Source organism: Pseudomonas poae RE*1-1-14 (assembly GCF_000336465.1).
GTDB lineage: Bacteria > Pseudomonadota > Gammaproteobacteria > Pseudomonadales > Pseudomonadaceae > Aquipseudomonas > Aquipseudomonas poae.
Genome location: NC_020209.1, coordinates 4,865,944 through 4,884,716, shown reverse-complemented (window position 1 = coordinate 4,884,716; position 18,773 = coordinate 4,865,944). Strand labels below are relative to the sequence as shown.

The following is an 18,773-nucleotide window of genomic DNA, read 5'->3' as shown; positions in this document are numbered from 1 at the left end:
TGGCGCGCAGCCCATTCGCCAACTACAGCTTAAGTACAAGACGTAGAACGGCACGCGGCAACTTTCCTTCGCTCCTCATGGAGCACACCCACACGGGGGGCCGAGCATGCTGACCTTGCTCAATCTGCTTTCCGCCGTGACCCTGCTTATCTGGGGCACGCACATCGTCCGTACCGGCATTCTGCGGGTCTACGGTTCCAATTTGCGCCAGGTCATCGGGCAGAACATGTCCAGGCGCTGGCTGGCCTTCGTTGCCGGTATCCTGGTAACAGCCATGGTGCAAAGCAGCAACGCCACCGCGATGCTGGTGACATCCTTTGTCGGCCAAGGCCTCATGGGGCTGGTGCCTGCACTGGCGACCATGCTCGGTGCCGACGTCGGTACGGCGTTGATGGCGCGGGTGCTGACCTTCGACCTGTCCTGGCTGTCACCGCTGCTGATTTTCCTCGGCGTTATCTTCTTCCTTTCGCGCAAACAGACGCGTGCCGGTCAAATGGGCCGTGTGAGCATCGGCCTAGGCCTGATCATCCTCGCCCTGCAATTGATCGTCGAAGCTGCCGGGCCGATCACCCATGCTCAGGGCGTCAAAGTGATCTTCGCCTCGCTCACTGGCGACATCCTGCTCGACGCCCTGATCGGCGCGCTGTTCGCGATGATTTCCTACTCCAGCCTGGCCGCCGTGCTGCTCACCGCCACCCTGGCCGGTGCGGGTGTGATCGGCCTGCACGTGGCCATCGGCCTGGTGATCGGCGCCAATATCGGCAGCGGCATACTGGCCTTCCTCAGCACCAGCATGCAAAACGCCGCCGGGCGCCAGGTAGCGCTGGGCAGCCTGCTCTACAAACTGATCGGCCTGCTGCTGATTATCCCGGTGCTCGACCCGCTGGTGCTGTGGATGGACAGCCTGGACTACAGCGCCCAGGGCATGGTCATCACCTTTCACCTGCTCTACAACGTCAGCCGCTGCCTGATCCTGCTACCCACCATCGGCCCGATGGCGCGACTGTGCGAGTGGCTGCTGCCGGAGCGCGAAGAGATCAACGGCAAGGCCAAGCCGCGCCATCTGGACGCTGCCGCCCTCGCCACACCGAGCCTGGCCCTGGCCAACGCCGCGCGGGAAACCCTGCGCCTGGGTGACCTGATCGACAACATGCTGATGGCCATGCAGGAAGTGCTGCGCGGCAAGCAAACCGCCATCACCCAGGAAATGCGCAGCCTCAGCGACGACGTCGAGGCACTGTACAGCGCGATCAAGCTTTACCTCGCGCAAATGCCCCGCGAAGACCTGGGCGAACACGACAGCCGCCGCTGGGCCGAAATCATCGAACTGTCGATCAACCTGAAGCTGGCCGGCGACCTGATCGAGCGCATGCTGCGCAAGGTGCAGCAGCAGAAGACCTCGCAGCGCCGCCAGTTTTCCGAAGTCGGCCTGGAGGAGCTTTCAGGCCTGCACAGCCAGTTGATCGCCAATCTGCGCCTGGGGCTGTCGGTGTTTCTGAGTGCCGACCCGGAGAGCGCACGCCAATTACTGCGCGAAAAACGTCGCTTCCGCGCCCAGGAGCGCCGCCTGGCACACGCCCACGTCAGCCGACTGCAGCACAAGGTCGTACAGAGCCTGGAGACCAGCTCCCTGCACCTGGAGCTGATTGCCGACATGAAGCGTCTCAACTCGCTGTTTTGCAGCAGCGCCTATGTCGTGCTGGAAACGTCCGACACCAGCGCACTCTCCGCCGACGATATTGCCGACATCACGCATTCACCCTGAACGGATGGTGGCCTGTGAAGTCAGTTAAAGCTGACCTCACTCGCCAGGAAGCTTGTTATGCGTCGCCTGTTGTTCGCTTGTCTGCTCATGGGTTCTGCCCATGCCTTTGCTTTTGACCGTTTGCAAGTCGAGGGCTACACCTTGCCCAACGGCCTGCAAGTGCTGCTCAAGCCAGGCACCGAGCGCGGGCATGTGGCGATCCGCCTGGTGGTCGGCGTGGGCCTGGATGATTTCAGTTGTGAGCAAAAAGAGCTGCCGCACCTGCTCGAACACCTGCTGTTCAGCGGCATCGACGGCGGCGGCGAAGGTGATCTCGAAGACCGCATGCAAGCCCTGGGCGGTGAGTGGAACGCCTACACCAGCAACGCCGACACCACCTTCGTGATCGAGGCCCCGGCGCAAAACCAGCGCAAGGTGCTCGACCTGCTACTGGCCATCCTCACCCGTACCGAACTGACCGACGCCAATATCAGTGCCGCCAAGCGCGTCGTCGAGCGCGAGGACGGCGGGCATTACTCGCACCTGCAGCGCCTGCTCGACCGCCAGGACCTGGGCCACACCGCCAGCAATCAATTGGCTGTCGAGCTGGGCCTCAAGTGCGCCGAACGCGCCGAGGTCGGTCAACTCACGCGCGACCAATTGGAGGCGCTGCGCAAAAACTGGTACGCACCCAACAACATGACCCTGATCATCGTCGGCGACCTCGACAAACTGCTGCCGGCCTACCTGGAGCGCACCTACGGCGAACTCGATCCAGTCGAGCCGACCGACCACCTGACCCTGCCCGAAATCCAGCACACCGCAGCCCACCATCGCGACCTGATGCACGGCTGGGTCGGTGACGGCGCCAAGCTGCACTGGCTGTTTCCTGAACCGATGCTGGACGATCAGCATGACCAAACCTACGACCTGCTCAAGGATTACCTGGACTGGGCGTTGTACCGCGAACTGCGCCTCAGGCACGGTTTGTCCTACGGCCCCTGGAGCGAGCGCGAAGTACTCGGTGGCGTTGGCTTCCTCAGCCTGAATGCCGATCTTGAACGCGAAGACCTCCCCGAGGCCGAACAGGTGCTGCACGACCTCACCGCCAGGTTACTCAAGGACGGCCTCGACCCGGCCACCTTCGCCCGCCTGAAGCAGGCTGCCATCGCTCGCCAGGCCTGGGCCGTGCAGGGCAACAGCGCCCTGGCCGACTATTATTGGGCCGCGTCCGGCGAGTACGCCAACGGGCGCTTCAGCGACCCGGTCAAGCGCATCAAGGCGGTCAGCCTGGAGCAGACCAACCAGGCCATGCGCCGGGTGCTCAAGCAACCGGGCTACTGGCGCATCGAAAAACCGCTGCTCAGCTACGACGCCCTGAACTGGATCGGTGCCGGCATGCTTGGGCTGATCGCAATTGTGTTGATCGGCGTACGCAGTTATCGCAAACGGATCGCGCAGTGAGCCACCGCACACGCGCACCGAAACGCTATCCTGTCCGGGACCTTTTCCTACACCTACTGCGAATCGCCGAATGCCAAACCTGAGTCACGTAATCCAGCGCATCCTCGAACTGATGAAGCGCTACCCAGGGGTGATCGCACTCGGCGGCTTCATCTCGGGTGTGGGTAGCTTCATTCTGGTGGACCGCCAGCAGGGCATGGCCAGTTGGATCGCGGTGATCATGCTGGTGAGCTGGTTGTGGCTGATGCTGGAGAACAGTTTTACCCAACTGTTCGCCAAGCTGTTCAAGCGGGAAATTCCCGAGCCCCTGTTGCGCTATGCCACCCAGATGATCCATCAGGAAAGCCTGTTTTTCGTGCTGCCGTTTTTCTTCGTCACCACCGCCTGGAACAGCGGCCAGTCAGTGTTCACCGGCCTGCTCGGTGCGGCGGCGCTGGTGTCGATCATCGACCCGCTGTATTACAAATGGCTGGCACCCAAGCGTTCGCTGTTCCTGGCTCTGCACACCCTGACACTGTTTGCCGCACTGCTGACCGCGCTGCCGATCATCCTGCACCTGACCACCGCCGAGAGTTACAAGCTGGCGCTTGGCGTGGCCATGGCGCTGTCGATTCCAAGCCTGGCGTTGAGCCTGCCGCTGCGCAGCCTCAAGGGCTGGGCGATGCTGCTGGGGGTCACGGCCGCCATCGGCTGCGCCGGCTGGTTCCTGCGCAGTTGGGTGCCGCCCGCAACGTTGTGGATGACCGAAGTGGCCATCAGCACGCAGATGCAGGATCGCACACCAGGCGACGACCTCAAGGAGGTCAACGCCGCCCAGTTGCGCAGCGGCGGGTTGTACGCCTACACCGCCATCAATGCGCCGCGCGGGCTGGATGAGCGGATCTACCATGTGTGGAAATTCAACGGCAAAGAGGTCGACCGCATCGCCCTCGATATCCACGGCGGACGCAAGGAAGGCTACCGCGCCTGGACTCACAAACAGAACTTCCCCGGCGACGCAGCAGGGCGCTGGCAGGTGCAGGTGCTCACCGAAGACGGGCAAGTGATCGGCGTGCTGCGCTTCAAAGTGACGGACACAGCACAAACGGACAATCCCACGTAAGCGGTGGAGCAATCCCCCGATAGCGATTTCAGCCTCAGCCAAAAAACCAGTAGCACACCGAAATCGCCGCAACCACACCAGCAAACTCTGCCAGCAACGCACACCCAACGGCATGCCTTGCCCGCTGGATCCCGACCGACCCAAAGTACACCGCCAGCACGTAAAACGTGGTCTCGGTGCTGCCTTGAACCGTCGCCGCCACCAACGCGGGAAAGCTGTCCACGCCCTGAGTCTGCATGGTCTCGATCAGCATCGCCCGTGCCGCGCTGCCAGAGAACGGTTTGACCATCGCGGTTGGCAGGGCATCGACAAACCGCGTGTCCATGCCGGTCCACGCCACCAGATGACGGATGCCTTCCAGGCCGAAGTCCAGCGCCCCGGAAGCACGCAATACGCCGACCGCGCAGAGCATCGCCACCAGGTAGGGCAGCAGGTTTTTCGCCACATCGAAGCCTTCCTTGGCCCCTTCGACAAACGCCTCGTACACCTTGACCTTGCGCAGCGCGCCGATCAGCAAAAACAGCATGATCAAGCCAAACAGCGTCAGGTTGCCAAGGATCGACGACAACCCGGCCAGCGCGGTGGCGGACAGGGTCGCCAGCAACGCCATGAAACCACCCAGCACCAGCGCACCGGGGATCAGGTAGGCCAGCACCACCGGGTCCCACAACCGCAGGCGTTGCATCACCGCCACCGACAGCAGGCCCACCAGGGTCGAGGCGCTGGTGGCCAGCAGGATCGGCAGGAACACCAGTGTCGGGTCAGCGGCGCCTTGCTGGGCGCGGTACATGAAGATAGTCACCGGCAACAGCGTCAGCGACGAGGCGTTAAGCACCAGGAAAAGGATCTGCGCGTTACTGGCGGTGTTGGGGATGGGATTGAGTTCCTGCAGCGCCTTCATGGCCTTCAGGCCAATGGGCGTCGCGGCGTTGTCCAGGCCCAGGCCGTTGGCGGCGAAGTTGAGGGTAATCAGGCCGATGGCCGGGTGGCCGGCCGGCACTTCGGGCATCAGTCGGCGAAACAGCGGCCCGAGGGCCTTGGCCAGCCAGTCGACGATCCCGGCTTTTTCAGCGATGCGCAAAAAGCCCAGCCATAACGTCAGGGTGCCGAACAGCAGCACCATGACCTCCACCGACAATTTGGCCATGGCGAAAATGCTTTCGACCATCGCCGCGAAAATCCCGGCGTTACCGCCCACCAGCCATTGCGCCAGTGCTGACACCATTGCCACGACAAAGAAGCCAAGCCACAGGCCATTGAGCATCAGTTGAATCCCCCGAAAGATGGGGCGAATGATAGCGGGGCTGACAGAAACGACAAACCCCGGAATGTTCCGGGGTTTGTTTCAGCACCTGAGTGCAATCAGCCGCGAGTGGCCTGGGCGGTTGGCACCGCAGTCCGGGTGCGCCAGTGCGGCAGCGAGTTCCAGTAGCGCTCGCCCTTGGCATCGTCGTACATGCCTTCCCAGCGAGAGATCACCAGCACGGCCAGGGCGTTGCCGATCACGTTGAGCGCAGTGCGCGCCATGTCCATGATGCGATCGACGCCAGCGATGAAGGCCAGGCCTTCCAGCGGAATGCCCACGCTGCCCAGGGTGGCCAGCAACACCACGAAGGACACGCCCGGCACGCCGGCAATCCCTTTGGAGGTGACCATCAGGGTCAGCACCAGCATCAGTTGCTGGCCGATCGACAGGTCGATGCCGTACAGCTGGGCGATAAAGAGGGCGGCAATGCTCTGGTACAGGGTCGAGCCGTCGAGGTTGAACGAGTAACCGGTCGGCACCACAAAGCTGCAGATCGCCTTCGGCGCGCCGTAAGCTTCCATCTTCTCGATCACGCGCGGCAGCACGGTCTCGGAACTGGCGGTGGAGTAGGCCAGTACCAGTTCATCCTTGAAGATGCGCATCAGCTTGAGCACCGAGAAGCCGAACAGGCGGGCGATCAGGCCCAACACCACAAAGGCGAAGAACAGGATGGCGACGTAAACCAGGATCACCAGCTTGGCCAGCGGCAGCAGGGAGGCGAAGCCGAAGTTGGCGACGGTCACTGCGATCAGCGCGAAGACCCCGATGGGGGCGTACTTCATGATCATGTGCGTGACTTTGAACATGCTCTCGGACACGCCCTGGAACATGGTCACCAGCGGCTCGCGCAACTCCGGCTTGAGACTCGACAAGCCGAGGCCGAAGAGTACCGAGAAGAAAATGATCGGCAGCATCTCGCCGCGGGCGACGGCGGCAAAGATGTTCGAGGGGATCAGGTTGAGGATGGTCTGGATGAACGCGTGTTCATGCTGCACCTCAGCGGCAGTCGCCTGGTACTTGGAAATATCGACGGTGCCCAGGGTGCTCATGTCGATGCCCGCACCCGGATGGAACAGGTTGGCCAGCAACAGGCCGACCACGATGGCGATAGTGGTGACAATTTCGAAGTAAAGGATGGTTTTGACACCAATTCGACCCAGTTTTTTCGCGTCACCAACACCAGCGATGCCGACGATCAGCGAGGAAATTACAATCGGGATGACGATCATCTTGATCAGGCGAATAAAGATATCGCCTGCCGGCTGCAAGACGTTGCTGATCCACCAGGCCTTTTCAGCACTGAAATGGTTGAGCACCGCACCGATTGCAATCCCCAGCACCAGACCGATGAGGATCTGCCAGGCGAGGCTTAGTTTTGCCTTCTTCATGTCATTACCCTTACTTCACGTGAACTTAAGGCAAATGCGCCAGCCGCAACGCTCGAGAGCGAAAAAGTGTGTGCACCAGCCTCCGTCGAAAGTTACCGCCGCATGGCCGAAATGGCTTAATGGCATGCGAAAAAAGCCGCAACTATTCCCATGCAAGGGCGCAACGTCTAATGCCGTAAACGCCTACCCTATGCAGAATCGGCATGGCTTTTTGGGGGGATAACTGTCTGAGTGGTCAGCTCGATTACGCCAATCTGAACGGCAAATAGGCCGTGAACCTGCCATTACAGGCTTGCTCAGAGAGTCAGACGCGTGCTGGGTGGCTGGCACGGCCTCTCGAAAATTAACGGAGCTCGCGTCAGAAATACCCGATGGCGCAGACAAAACTTTCTCGATAGATGGTCGCGAAGACACAACCGGCAATGGTTGATGACGAGCGAAAACGAAATGTTCGGCTAAGGCCGACATGGGACGCCGCCATCAGAGCAGTGAGCCCGTCGCAAGTTCAACAAGCTTGAGGACCTGTGAACTTGCGCCGCAGCTTTTCGCCTGACCCGGCCCTTGCGCAGGCACTCCCTGTACCCGTAGGTCACGCCGATCTCGATTGATCAGAGCAACCCGGCCCCCTGGCCATGCATCGCCCTTGGCGAGCGATGCAGACAGAAAGAAGCGACGGGCTTCCTTCTATGGACGCCGGCCCCGCAGACGCTGGACGCGTCATACGGAACCTAGTACCAATTCGGATCTTTCTTGAGCTGTTCCATCAACAGCTTTTGCATGCCTTCGTCCGGCTTACCGATAAATCGGTAATCGGCGTGCCGCGTCGGCGATTTGTCCTTCGGCAAACCGGCCGGGACTTGCACCAACAGGGCGTAGGCATCTTCCTTGTCGAAGCTGACGGCGACGATCAGACGCTTGTTCAGGCAAGTGTCTGCGGTCTCGCAGAGCGGCCCGACCAAGTACTTGTCGCCATCTTCCTCAACAGCAGTCATCTGCTGTTCGGCCGAGCCGGACAGGTTCATCACCCATTCCGGCAGGCGCTCTTCTTTCTTCACCACGTCTCGCCAGGTTTCACGGTACTGCGGGTCCGCACTGAGCAATTCGTTGGCTCGGGTCTGACCATCATGGGCGGCCATCGCCAAACCGCTGCCGCCCAATAAAAGGGCGACAGTAATGGCTTTAAAAGAAAGAGTGGTCATCTTCAGCCTCGGCCTTTACGACCAAAGAAGAACGAAGCGATGAACATCACCAGGAAGACAACGAACAGGATCTTGGCGATACCCGTGGCGGTGCCGGCGATGCCACCGAAGCCCAGGACTGCAGCCACAATGGCGATGATCAGAAACGTGATTGCCCAACTCAACATGGTGATTCTCCTTACGCTTTCATAGGGGGTAACAGCTGTAGTGCAGTGCGGTCGCTCAATACAGCGCCCGATTTATTGCCTAGAACACCCAACGCTCTTGTACCGGCAGCTCGTCCAGGGTGTTGTCCTGGTCGACCACGCGCAATTGCGGGGCAGTCACATCGGCAGCCGCGCTGGCGATGGAACGAAAATGGTTTTGCGTCATGGCTGGACGGTCGAATTGGGGCATTTGCTGCTGACTCTGCTGCCAGTGCTGCAGCTGCTGGCCGCCAATCAACGTGACCATGAGGGCCAAGCTGGCGAACAAACCCTGTTGCAGGAGCAGTGGCGATACACGCAGTTGGCTGAGGCTTTGGCGAGTCATGCTGCATTTCTCCCGCATTCTGATTATTCGTTCATGACGTTCTTGGGAGATGTATTGCAGAGCGCATGCCAGCTTTTTTTCAAAATAAATACTAATAAAATCAACAAGTTATAATTACATCCAATACAAACGCCCCAGCATCCTGCACGATGCCCGCCTGTAGGCCGTGCGAAATGCACGATGGCCAGTGGTCGGGTCAAGGGATAGAACCTGTCGCAACGCTTGCCGAATTGGCACCAAGGGCTAAAAAGGGCGTGCTGTAGGAAGGTGCGCAGATAGCTGCGCGAAGTCGCCTTTTATGAATCAGAATAAACCATGCAACTTGCCCGATTATTCCGGGACTAATCACCATCATTATTTAAAGTTAAGGAGCGCGGGACAGATGGAATCAGCCAAGGAACTTCAAGGCCGCATTCTTTTAGTGGATGACGAATCCGCGATCCTCCGCACCTTCCGTTACTGCCTGGAAGACGAAGGCTACACCGTAGCTACCGCCAACAGCGCCGCCCAGGCCGATGCCCTGATGCAGCGCCAAGTGTTCGACCTGTGTTTCCTCGACCTGCGCCTGGGTGAAGACAATGGCCTGGATGTGCTCGCCCAGATGCGTATTCAGGCGCCGTGGATGCGCGTGGTGATCGTCACTGCGCATTCGGCCGTCGACACCGCCGTGGATGCAATCCAAGCCGGCGCGGCCGATTACCTGGTCAAGCCGTGCAGCCCGGACCAATTGCGTCTGGCCACCGCCAAGCAGCTGGAAGTGCGCCAGCTATCCGCGCGCCTGGAAGCGCTGGAAGGCGAAGTACGCAAACCCAAGGACGGCCTCGACTCCCACAGCCCGGCGATGATGGTGGTGCTCGAAACCGCACGCCAGGTGGCCGGTACCGACGCCAACATCCTCATACTGGGCGAGTCTGGCACCGGTAAAGGTGAGCTGGCGCGGGCCATTCATGGCTGGAGCAAGCGCACCAAAAAGTCCTGCGTCACCATCAACTGCCCGTCGCTCACGGCGGAATTGATGGAGAGCGAGTTGTTCGGCCACAGCCGCGGTGCCTTCACCGGGGCCAGCGAGAGCACACTGGGTCGGGTCAACCAGGCAGACGGCGGCACGCTGTTTCTCGACGAAATCGGCGATTTTCCCCTCACTCTGCAGCCCAAGTTGCTGCGTTTCATCCAGGACAAGGAATACGAACGTGTGGGCGATCCGGTTACCCGCCGTGCCGATGTGCGTATCCTCGCGGCCACCAACCTGAACCTGGAAGACATGGTGCGCGACGGCCGCTTCCGTGAAGACCTGCTTTACCGTCTCAACGTGATCACCTTGCACCTGCCGCCGCTGCGCGAGCGCAGTGAAGATATCCTGACCCTGGCGGACCGCTTCCTGGCGCGCTTCGTCAAGGACTACGCCCGACCGGCGCGAGGTTTCAGCGACCAGGCCCGCGAAGCGCTGCTCAACTACCGCTGGCCTGGCAATATCCGCGAACTGCGCAACGTCGTGGAGCGCGCGAGCATCATTTGCCCCCAGGAAAAAGTCGAGATCAGCCACTTGGGCATGGCGGAGCAACCGACCAACAATGCGCCGCGCATCGGTGCCGCGCTGAGCCTGGATGAGCTGGAAAAAGCCCACATCGGCGCCGTGCTGGCCACCAGCGACACGCTGGATCAGGCGGCCCGTACCCTCGGTATCGACGCCTCGACCCTGTACCGCAAACGCAAACAGTACAACCTGTGAGCTGTACCTTATGAAGCTTGCGATGAAACTGCGCACTCGGTTATTCCTGAGCATTTCCGCACTGATCACCGTGGCCCTGTTGGGCTTGGTGCTGGGGCTGGTCAGCGTGATGCAAATGGCAAAAAGCCAGGAATCCCTGATCCGCAACAACTTCATCACCCTGGACCTGGGGCTCAAGCTGCGCCAGAGTCTGGGGGACCAGTTGATCCTGATGCTGGAGGAGCAACCGGATTCCAAGGCCCTGGAAACGGCCAAGCAACAGTATTTTGCGTTGCTGGACGAAGGCATCGCCCATGAAAAGCGCGATGGACGAATCAACGGTTTCAGCCAGGCGCGCGTCGACTACCTGGACTTTCTCAAAGCCTTCGACGAAGCCCAGCGTTCGCCACTGGCGAACAAAAAAAATCAGAAACTGACCGACAGCTTCAATGCCCTGCGCAACGGCCTGATCACCGAACACAAACAAGCCCTGGAAAACATCAACACCAGCGAACACAAATCGCGCAGCCGTGCCTTGTTGATCGCCGCAGCCCTGGGGGTGGTTGGGCTTGCCGTGCTGATTATCGGCTTCATCACCGCCCATGGCATCGCAAGGCGCTTTGGCGGACCGATCGAAGCCTTGGCCAAGGCGGCCGACAGGATCGGCCAAGGTGATTTCGAGGTGACGCTGCCGATCTCCTCAGCGGCGGAAATGAACCAGCTGACGCGGCGCTTCGGCATCATGGCTGAGGCGCTGCGCCAGCATCAGGCAACCAATGTCGACGAACTCCTGGCCGGCCAGCAGCGCCTGCAAGCGGTGCTCGACAGCATCGACGATGGCCTGCTGATGATCGATCGCCAGGGCCGCCTGGAGCATCTCAATCCCGTGGCGCAGCGTCAGTTGGGCTGGGATGAGGAGCGCCTCGGGCAAGGTTTGGGTGAAGCGCTGATGCGTCCGGAACTGGACGAACAACTGCAACTGGTGCTGCGCGGTGGCAACCTGGAGCGGGCGCCGGAAGATCTGGAAGTGGAAGTCGAAGGCGAATTGCGCCTGCTGACCTACAGCCTGACACCCGTAAGCCACACCCAGGGGCATATCCTCGGCGCGGTGATGGTGCTGCATGACGTCACCGAGCAGCGTGCCTTCGAGCGGGTGCGCAGCGAGTTCGTCTTGCGCGCCTCCCATGAGCTGCGCACGCCAGTGACCGGCATGCACATGGCGTTTGGTCTTTTTCGCGAGCGCGCGAAGTTTCCGTCGGAGTCGCGGGAAGCGGACCTGCTGGATACGGTCAACGAAGAAATGCAGCGCCTGATGCAGTTGATCAACGACCTGCTCAACTTCTCGCGCTACCAGAACGGCCTGCAGAAACTCACGCTGGGGCCGTGCGACGTGACGGATTTGCTTGAGCATGCGCGCGCCCGCTTTGCCGAGACGGCAAATGCGCAACATATTGAATTGCTGGTGGAGGCCCAGGCTGACGTGCCACGGCTATACGCCGATCAGGCGCAACTGGAACGAGTGCTCGACAACCTGTTGGCCAACGCACTGCGTCATACCGCCGAAGGCGGGCAAATCCACCTGCAGGCGCGACGCCATGGCGAGCGGGTGATTGTCAGCGTCGAGGACAATGGCGAAGGCATCGCCTACGGCCAGCAAGGGCGCATCTTCGAACCCTTTGTGCAGGTGGGGCGCAAAAAAGGCGGTGCCGGCCTGGGGCTGGCGCTGTGCAAGGAAATCGTGCAATTGCACGGCGGACGCATGGGCGTGTATTCACGGCCGGGGCAGGGCACGCAGTTTTATATGGCGTTGCCCCTGTAGTTCGCAGGCTCTATCGGGAGCGAACCCTGTGGCGAGCGGGCTTGTCCTGCGTTGGGCTGCGCAGCAGCCCCAAAACCAGGCGCTGAGCCGTATCAGGTACACCGCGTTTTGCTGGATTGGGGGCGCTTCGCACCCCAACGCGGGGCAAGCCCGCTCGCCACAAATCCCGCTTGCCACAAGGCCCGCTTGCCATGAAAGTCGCTCGCCACAGGCCTGCCCGGGGTTTAGCGTTGGTTCAGGGCACTCAGGATCGCCGCGCTTTCGGCGTCCGGCGTACCGTCGAACAGCGAGGCACGGAAGTGCATCTGGAATGCCGAAATCACATGCCGCGTGGCCACGTCCAGCTCGCCGGTCTGTGGCGTCGGGTAGCCCAACTTCGCCAACTCTTCCTGGAACCAGGTGGTGCTCGGCAGCTGCGTGGCGTACTGCTGCTGGAAGCGGGCAACCGCCTTGGCATCGGGCCACAGGCCCAGGCCTTCGTTGGCCAGACGCTTCCAGGGGAACAAGGGACCAGGGTCGAGTTTGCGCAGCGGCGCGATGTCGCTGTGACCGATGATGTTCTTGGGATCGATGCCGTTGCGCTTGCTGATGTCCTTGAGCAGCACCACCAGGGATTTCACCTGAGCCTCCGAATAGGGGTACCACAGGCGACCGGTCGGAGTGTCCTTGTACCCGGGGTTGACGATTTCGATGCCGATGGAGCTGGAATTGAGCCAGGTGCGGCCCGCCCATTCGCTTTCACCGGCATGCCAGGCGCGCTGGCTCTCATCCACCAGCTTGTAGATGGTGGCGCTGGCGTCGTCGCCGATCAGGTAATGGCTGCTGACCTGGCCGTGGGTGAGCAGGGCCAGCGAGCGTTCAAGGTTGGTCGAGGTGTAATGGACGATCACGAACTGCACGCGATTGTCGTGGTTGACCGAAGGATGGTTGGTGTCGAAGCGCGGACCGCTGGAGCAGCCGGCGAGCAGAACAAGCAGGAAGGCGAAGTACAGGGTTTTCATGGCGGGAGACGTCACGCTGAAGACGGTAATGCAACAGTGTAACGTAACGTGTGTGATGCAGCGCTCAAATTACAAAATGGAACATCTTTATGCCGCCTGCACCTGATTACGCCCCGCAGCCTTGGCTCGGTACAACGCTTCGTCGGCGCGTTTGAGCGCCAGATCGCTGCGCTCGCCCGGCTGGAACTGCGCCACGCCCATGGACAGGGTGATCGTCACTGGCTCGCCCTTGAAGTGGAAGGGGCAGGCCTCGATGGCCGATCGCAACACTTCGCCCACCGCCAGCGCCTGGGTGAGTGAGGTGTCGGGCATCAGCAACACAAATTCTTCGCCGCCAAAGCGCGCAATAAAGTCGCGGCCATGCAGGTGCTTGCGCAGCACGTTGGCGATGATCTTCAACACTTTGTCGCCGGCCAGATGGCCGTAGCCGTCGTTGACGCGCTTGAAGTGGTCCAAGTCCAGCATCGCCAGGGACAGGCTGTTGCCCTGCTGATGCCAGGCGTTGACCTCGTGGTCCAGGCGCTCGCTCCACGCCGCGCGGTTGGGCAGGCGGGTCAGCGGGTCAATCAGGGCCTTCTGGCGCTGCACTTCCATGTGTTCACGATAGCCCAGGGCTTCCTGTTCCATGTTGGCGACGCGTTCGGCCAACCCCTGTAGCCGCGCCGCCATTTCCTCCTCGCGCTGGTCCCGCTGCTGGCGGTGTTCGTCCATGGTGCCGAGCAAGCCTTCGATATGGCTTTCCAATACCTGCTTGAGGCTGTCCAGATCGGCCGCGTCCTGCACGCTGCTTTGCAGGCCGTCGACCTGTTCACGTATCTGCGTGTCCAACTGGCGGGCAGCGGAGCGGCTGTCGAGATGATCATCGCTGGCCACCTGCAGGTGGCCCTGGAACGCTTCAAGACGCTCGTTGAGGTGCTTGAGATATGCTTCGAACTCATGCTGGCCGCTGTCGGTGACCGCCAGCATCAGCACCGCCAAGTCATCGAGGATCGGCAGCAGCTCGTACCAGTTCAAGCCATTGGCCAGGCGCTCGCGCATGGCTTCGGCCTGGGGCCGGTGGCGCTCGGGCAGGCTCAGGTCTTCCAGCAGGCCGAGCAAGGTGCTTTCGATGTGCCGAGCCACGGAGCTATAGGTAGGCTCCGGCGAGTCGGGCAGGGCATAACCGCTTTCTCCGAGCTGCTCGTCGGCTTCCTCGTTTTCAAGAACGGGTGGCAGCGACAGGCTGCCGATGCTGGTCTCATCGGGTGTCTCAACCGGCACTTCGGGGGTTTCGATAAAGGCCGCAAGTGCGCTTTCTTCGCGCGGCTGTTCGGTTTGAGGTTCGGGTTCAGGATCAACGGTGGGTTCAGCGACGGCGCTTTCTGCAACCGCCGCTTCGACCTTCGGTTGTACGTTGACATCAACCGGAGGCGCCGCCGCCAGCTTTTGCGGCGTCGGCGAGACCTGGGGTGGCGTTTCGGATGACGCAGCAGCCTGCTCTTCAGTGACAGGCTCGGGGGTGGCCGGTGTTGGCGCTTGCTTTGCCGCAGGCTCATCGGCCGCCGTCTCGGGAGCGACCTCCCTGGCGCTCCCGAACAAGCGTTGCAACAAACCTGGACCAGGCCGTGGGGTTTCGCCGTCAGCTTCCAGGTTATTCAACGCCTGCCCTTGCAGGCTGCTCAATTCGCTGAGCAGCAACGGAATCTCACGCGCCTGCCCCACACGACTGTCCAGTTGCTTGGCGAAAGCTTTGAGCGGACGCGCTACCTCGCGCGGCAGTGGCAATTGCTGCAACTGCCCGACCAGAGCGGTGAGCGCGGTGCTGATCTGGTCAACCCGGGTTTCGCGGCGCTGTTCTGAATCGAGTACGGCTTTTTCCAGGCGCGGCAGCAGGGCGGCGAGGGCAGCGTCCATGTCGTCGGTGCGCACCACATCGCGCATTTCCTTCATGCATTGGTCGACGGCGCGGTCGGTACCTTCAGCGGCCAGCGTGCTGCGCACCAGGCCGCGACGCAGCAGGTCGAGGCGGGCAGCCCAACGACGTTCGAGCTTGTCTTGCTGCTCGATACTTAACAGGTATTTTTCTTTCCACCGCTCGGCATCGTCGCTCATGCAAGGGGTCCGCGAGGGCTGGTGCTCAACGCGGGCAATGCATCAACCGTGAGCGAACCCGGCAGACGAATCTCTACCGCGACGGGCAGGTGATCGGAAATGGGCTGCGCCAGCACCTGCACACTTTCCAGCGTGAGGGTCGGGCTGAGCAGGATATGGTCCAGGCAGCGCTGCGGGCGCCAGCTGGGGAACGTCGCCTCGACCTGCGGCGCCAGCAGCCCGAGGTCGCGCAACGGTGAATTGAGCAGCAGGTCGTTGGCGTGGGTATTCATGTCCCCCATCAACACCTGGTGCTTATAGTTGCCGATCAGCTCGCGCACGTAGGCCAGTTGCAGATTGCGCGTTCGCCCGCCGAGGGCGAGGTGCATCATCACCACTACCAGGGCTTCCGGGCCTTCGCCAAACCGCACAAGGATTGCGCCACGCCCCTTAGGACCTGGCAACGGGTGATCCTCGATGGCCGTTGGCTTCAGGCGGCTGAGCACGCCATTGCTGTGCTGCGCCAGACGCCCGAGGTTGCGATTGAGCTGCTGGTACCAGTAGGGGAAGCCACCGAGCTGGGCCAGGTGTTCCACCTGATTGATATAGCCCGAGCGCATGCTGCCGCCGTCGGCCTCCTGCAACGCGACCAGATCAAAGTCGTTGAGCAGGGTGCCGATTTTCTGCAGGTTGCCGGTACGTCCCTTGTGGGGCAGCAAGTGCTGCCAGCCACGAGTGAGGTAGTGCCGATACTTCTCGGTACTGTTGCCCACCTGGATATTGAAGCTGAGCAGGCGCAGCCGGCTGTCCGCTGGCAGGCCCGTTGATTCCAGGTGATGTTCATTGACCCGCGGTTCGTGCAGGCCAATGCCACGTTCGGTTCCCCAGCGGCGCATGACGAGCCCCTTACTTGGCTGCACGCTCTTTGGCGATCAACTGGTCAGCGACATTGAGGGTCGCTTCAGGACCACCAGCAGTGCCCAGGTCGAAACGGTATTTGCCGTTGACGATCATGGTAGGCACGCCTTGCACGCCGTACTTCTGCGCGAGCTCCTTGGCCTGCTTGATCTGGCCCTGGATGGCGAAGGAGTTGAAGGTGGCGAGGAATTTGTCCTTGTCGACACCCTGGGTGGCAACGAAGTCAGCCATTTCGTCCGGCTTGGTCAGGCGCTTGCCTTCTTTCTGGATCGCGTTGAATACGGCGTTGTGCACCTTGTGCTCGACACCCATGGCTTCCAGAGTCAGGAACAGCTGACCGTGGGCATCCCAAGGGCCGCCGAACATGGCGGGGATGCGTTTGAAGTTCACGTCTTTGGGCAGTTTCTCAACCCACGGGTTGATGGTCGGTTCAAACTGGTAGCAATGCGGGCAGCCATACCAGAACAGCTCCACCACCTCAATCTTGCCTGGCACCGAAACCGGCACCGGGTTGGCCAGCTCTACGTAGGTTTTACCGGCTTCAAGCGGCACATCGGCAGCCTGAGCGGTCATGCCGAAAAGACTGGCCGTGACGAGAGCGGCGCTGAGGATCAGATTACGCATGCTTTACTCCTGGACAAATAAAGTCGCCTCACGCGACCCTTTGTTGTGACAGGTCTACGCGGACATGAGTTCGTTAGTGTAACGGCAGCGGCCACAAAAAAGGGCGGCCTGGGCCACCCTTTTTATGCTTGCATCGCGCGATTAATCGAGTGTTAACGTCGTAGCCCGTCAGTGCAGACCCTGGATGTAGCTGGAGAGGGCCGCAATGTCCTCATCGCTGAGCTTGCGGGCGATGGTGCGCATGGTCATCGCATCGCCATCGTTGGCCCGGCCTGCGTCTTCCTTGCGAAAATCAGCCAGCTGTTTGGCGATGTACTGTGCGTACTGACCGCTCAGATGCGGAAAACCGGCGGCGGCATTGCCTGTGCCATCGGGCGCGTGGCAACCGGTGCAGGCCGGCAGGCCCTTGCTCAGGTCACCGCCACGGAACAGCTTTTCGCCACGGGCGACCAGCTTGGGGTCAGCGGCGCCCACGCTGCCTTTCTGGCCGGCAAAGTACGCCGCGAGGTCGGCGATGTCCTGGTCACTGGAGTTGGCCAGCAGGCCGGTCATTTCCAGCACCGTGCGCTTGCCGTCCTTGATATCGTGCATCTGCTTGGCCAGGTAGCGCTCACCCTGACCTGCCAGCTTGGGAAAGTTTGGCACCGGGCTGTTGCCATCGACCCCGTGGCAAGCACCGCATACAGCGGATTTTGCCTTGCCTGCGGCAGCGTCACCCGCCGCATGGGCAACACCGGTGATGCCCAGGGTCAACAGCAGACTCACGATCAGTTTGTTCATCAGCCAATCCAATTATTCATCCAACGGCGACCACAGGTTTTAAACGTTATCCACCGGTTTACTCATCATCAACGGATCGATGACCTGGTGATCTCCAGCCTTGCGGCTCCTGCACAAAACCACGCGCGGCATTGCCTTTGAACACAAACTCGGTTGTACAGCGCCCGGGGTTCCTGTGTAGCCTGAGCGCCATGAAAGCACACACAAAATCTGCGGCATCATATACTCGCGCTACTTAAACGGAAACGACACCGCTTGCCGCGCCCTTTTTCGGCACCGCTCACATCGGAAATCTCATGCAACTCAAGAATCCCATCCTCGGTCTGTGCCAACAGTCCACCTTCATGCTCAGCGCCGCCAAAGTGGACCAATGCCCGGATGACGAAGGCTTTGAAGTCGCCTTTGCCGGCCGCTCCAACGCTGGCAAGTCCAGCGCACTGAACACGCTGACCCACGCCAGCCTGGCGCGCACCTCGAAGACCCCAGGCCGCACGCAGCTGCTCAACTTCTTCAAACTGGACGACGAGCGTCGTCTGGTCGACTTGCCGGGTTACGGTTACGCCAAAGTGCCTATCCCGCTGAAGCTGCACTGGCAGCGTCACCTGGAGGCGTACCTGGGTGGCCGTGAAAGTTTGAAAGGGTTGATTCTGATGATGGACATCCGTCATCCAATGACCGACTTCGACCTGCTGATGCTCGACTGGGCTGTCGCCAGCGGCATGCCGATGCATATCTTGCTGACCAAGGCCGACAAGCTCACCTACGGCGCGGCGAAGAACACCTTGCTCAAGGTGCAGGCCGAAATCCGCAAAGGGTGGGGTGACACCATCACCATCCAGCTGTTCTCGGCGCCAAAGCGAATGGGCCTGGAAGATGCGTACACCGTGCTGGCCGGCTGGATGGAATTGGCGGACAAGGGCGCAGAAATCGCCGAATAGCTTTTCTGCGGGCAAAAAAAACCCCGGACTTCGTATGGGGAGGGGAAGTTCGGGGTTCAAGTTCCGGACCGCTAGGGCGGGGCCCGGATATCTGCCAACACTTAACACAACATAGGAGCTTTGAAGGGCTTCACCACCCATTCAGAGACTCTGAGTGACAATTCACAGGTTAAGTTCCGGC

The 18,773-nt window shown here is 61.0% G+C and carries 16 protein-coding genes; 6 read left to right on the top strand and 10 right to left on the bottom strand.

Annotated features, from left to right (window positions below; translation table 11 throughout):
* The first annotated feature begins 106 nt into the window (after positions 1–106).
* The 3 genes from H045_RS21540 to H045_RS21530 all read left to right on the top strand — a co-directional run bounded on the left by H045_RS21540 (position 107) and on the right by H045_RS21530 (position 4,310).
* Positions 107–1,765, top strand: a complete 1,659-nt coding sequence (locus H045_RS21540; RefSeq protein ID WP_015373423.1) for a Na/Pi cotransporter family protein — start codon at positions 107–109, stop codon at positions 1,763–1,765.
* A 57-nt stretch (positions 1,766–1,822) separates the two neighbouring features.
* On the top strand, positions 1,823–3,208 hold the full coding sequence (locus tag H045_RS21535) for a M16 family metallopeptidase (protein WP_015373422.1): 1,386 nt from the start codon (positions 1,823–1,825) through the stop codon (positions 3,206–3,208).
* Between the two features lie 70 nt (positions 3,209–3,278).
* A complete protein-coding gene (locus H045_RS21530) occupies positions 3,279–4,310 on the top strand; it encodes a DUF5924 family protein (RefSeq protein ID WP_015373421.1) in 1,032 nt (343 codons plus the stop codon).
* A 34-nt stretch (positions 4,311–4,344) separates the two neighbouring features.
* Here the strand turns inward: H045_RS21530 and H045_RS21525 are convergent, their stop codons facing one another.
* The 5 genes from H045_RS21525 to H045_RS21505 all read right to left on the bottom strand — a co-directional run bounded on the left by H045_RS21525 (position 4,345) and on the right by H045_RS21505 (position 8,734).
* Positions 4,345–5,574: a nucleoside recognition domain-containing protein gene (locus H045_RS21525; protein ID WP_015373420.1), complete on the bottom strand. Its 1,230-nt coding sequence runs from the start codon at positions 5,572–5,574 to the stop codon at positions 4,345–4,347.
* Positions 5,575–5,672: 98 nt separating this feature from the next.
* A complete protein-coding gene (gene gltP, locus H045_RS21520) occupies positions 5,673–7,004 on the bottom strand; it encodes a glutamate/aspartate:proton symporter GltP (RefSeq protein WP_003233758.1) in 1,332 nt (443 codons plus the stop codon).
* Positions 7,005–7,732: 728 nt separating this feature from the next.
* A complete protein-coding gene (locus tag H045_RS21515) occupies positions 7,733–8,203 on the bottom strand; it encodes an inhibitor of vertebrate lysozyme family protein (RefSeq protein WP_015373419.1) in 471 nt (156 codons plus the stop codon).
* Positions 8,204–8,205: 2 nt separating this feature from the next.
* Entirely contained in the window at positions 8,206–8,370 is a 165-nt protein-coding gene (locus tag H045_RS24800; RefSeq protein ID WP_003187386.1) for a DUF1328 domain-containing protein, read from the bottom strand.
* A gap of 79 nt (positions 8,371–8,449) precedes the next feature.
* Complete coding sequence (locus H045_RS21505; RefSeq protein ID WP_015373418.1) at positions 8,450–8,734, bottom strand: hypothetical protein; 285 nt, start codon at positions 8,732–8,734, stop codon at positions 8,450–8,452.
* Positions 8,735–9,116: 382 nt separating this feature from the next.
* Here H045_RS21505 and algB point away from each other — a divergent pair, with 382 nt between their 5' ends.
* Positions 9,117–10,463 (top strand): sigma-54-dependent response regulator transcription factor AlgB, encoded by a 1,347-nt coding sequence (algB, locus tag H045_RS21500; RefSeq protein ID WP_003233753.1) that lies wholly within the window; start codon positions 9,117–9,119, stop codon positions 10,461–10,463.
* Positions 10,464–10,473: 10 nt separating this feature from the next.
* Complete coding sequence (locus tag H045_RS21495) at positions 10,474–12,261, top strand: KinB sensor domain-containing domain (RefSeq protein WP_003233751.1); 1,788 nt, start codon at positions 10,474–10,476, stop codon at positions 12,259–12,261.
* A gap of 224 nt (positions 12,262–12,485) precedes the next feature.
* On the opposite strand, the gene H045_RS21490 is transcribed toward H045_RS21495, so the two are convergent.
* The 5 genes from H045_RS21490 to H045_RS21470 all read right to left on the bottom strand — a co-directional run bounded on the left by H045_RS21490 (position 12,486) and on the right by H045_RS21470 (position 17,654).
* Complete coding sequence (locus H045_RS21490; protein WP_015373417.1) at positions 12,486–13,262, bottom strand: N-acetylmuramoyl-L-alanine amidase; 777 nt, start codon at positions 13,260–13,262, stop codon at positions 12,486–12,488.
* 87 nt (positions 13,263–13,349) lie between these two features.
* Positions 13,350–15,353 (bottom strand): GGDEF domain-containing protein, encoded by a 2,004-nt coding sequence (locus H045_RS21485; protein WP_015373416.1) that lies wholly within the window; start codon positions 15,351–15,353, stop codon positions 13,350–13,352.
* On the bottom strand, positions 15,350–16,228 hold the full coding sequence (locus tag H045_RS21480) for an endonuclease/exonuclease/phosphatase family protein (protein WP_003233744.1): 879 nt from the start codon (positions 16,226–16,228) through the stop codon (positions 15,350–15,352). The genes H045_RS21485 and H045_RS21480 overlap by 4 nt, the downstream gene beginning before the upstream one ends.
* Positions 16,229–16,238: 10 nt before the next feature.
* Complete coding sequence (gene dsbA / locus H045_RS21475) at positions 16,239–16,874, bottom strand: thiol:disulfide interchange protein DsbA (protein WP_003233742.1); 636 nt, start codon at positions 16,872–16,874, stop codon at positions 16,239–16,241.
* Positions 16,875–17,042: 168 nt separating this feature from the next.
* Positions 17,043–17,654, bottom strand: a complete 612-nt coding sequence (locus H045_RS21470) for a c-type cytochrome (protein WP_015373415.1) — start codon at positions 17,652–17,654, stop codon at positions 17,043–17,045.
* A 296-nt stretch (positions 17,655–17,950) separates the two neighbouring features.
* On the opposite strand from H045_RS21470, the gene yihA reads away from it, so the two are divergent.
* Positions 17,951–18,592: a ribosome biogenesis GTP-binding protein YihA/YsxC gene (gene yihA / locus H045_RS21465; protein WP_015373414.1), complete on the top strand. Its 642-nt coding sequence runs from the start codon at positions 17,951–17,953 to the stop codon at positions 18,590–18,592.
* Positions 18,593–18,773: the final 181 nt, after the last annotated feature.